Here is a 1,060-nt window from a genome sequence, read left to right on the forward strand (position 1 = left end):
GTGCGTAAAGCACAATCCAACACTCTTAATATTTCTGAAGGTGTGAGAGCCGTTGTTGATAATCTCAAAAGTATTGTTCCTTCTTCTGTAAATATAGACGTTATTAATGACGATGCAATTTTTATTAAAAGCGCTCTTCATGAGGTTGAAGTTGCGTTGGTCATTGCTATTTTGAGCGTTATCTTGGTCATTTTTCTTTTTCTCAGAGACATTCGTGTAACGCTGATACCTGCTTTATCTCTTCCTGTCGCTTTGATTGGTACCATTGCGGCTATTTATCTTGTAGGGTTTTCATTGAATATTCTCACATTTTTAGGACTTGTTTTAGCAACAGGGCTTGTTGTGGATGATGCCATTGTTGTTCTTGAGAATATTGTTCGGTGGCGCAATATGGGATTAGGTTCCAGAGCAGCAGCGGTGATAGGAACACGTGAAGTATTTTTTGCTGTTTTAGCAACAACATTGACATTAGTGGCTGTGTTTGTTCCTATTTCCTTTCTTCCTGGGCAAGTTGGAGGTCTTTTTAGAGAATTTGGTTTTGTTTTGGCAATTTCTATTTTGCTTTCTTCAGTTGTTGCCTTAACGCTTTGTCCAATGTTGGCTTCGCGTTTTCTCAAAGAACATATTGAGGAAAAAGAGGAAAAGTCCCATCATTTTGCTTTTTTATATAAATTAGGTACTTTTTTTCATAAGGCATATACTTACAGTTTGCATAAGTGTTTAGAAAAGCCTTGGGCTGTTGTTTTTGCTTCACTTATTTTTGCGGGTCTTTGTGTTGGAGGCTATACGAAGCTACAACAGGAATTAACGCCAGCAGAAGACAGAGCTGTGATCTTTTTGGTTATTAATGGACCACAAGGTATTTCAACACAATATTTGAACGAGCAAATAGAGCAAATTGAAGCAAGTCTACAGCCATTACGTGATGCAGGGGAGATTGCTAACAGTTACTCTATTGCGGGTGCTGGCGGTTCACCCAATACTGCTTTTTTGATTTTATTGCTTTCATCTTGGGATAAACGTTTACGGAGTCAGCAAGAAATCGTGAAAGATATTAATG

The 1,060-nt window shown here is 38.1% G+C and carries 1 protein-coding gene; it reads left to right on the forward strand.

Going from position 1 to position 1,060, the window contains the following annotated elements; all coding sequences use genetic code 11:
• A partial coding sequence (locus ACFIL8_RS10830) for an efflux RND transporter permease subunit (protein WP_375689777.1) occupies positions 1 to 1,060 on the forward strand: 1,060 nt, incomplete at both ends.

Origin of the sequence: Bartonella sp. AP57NXGY, from assembly GCF_042195805.1 — a bacterium.
Taxonomy (GTDB): domain Bacteria; phylum Pseudomonadota; class Alphaproteobacteria; order Rhizobiales; family Rhizobiaceae; genus Bartonella.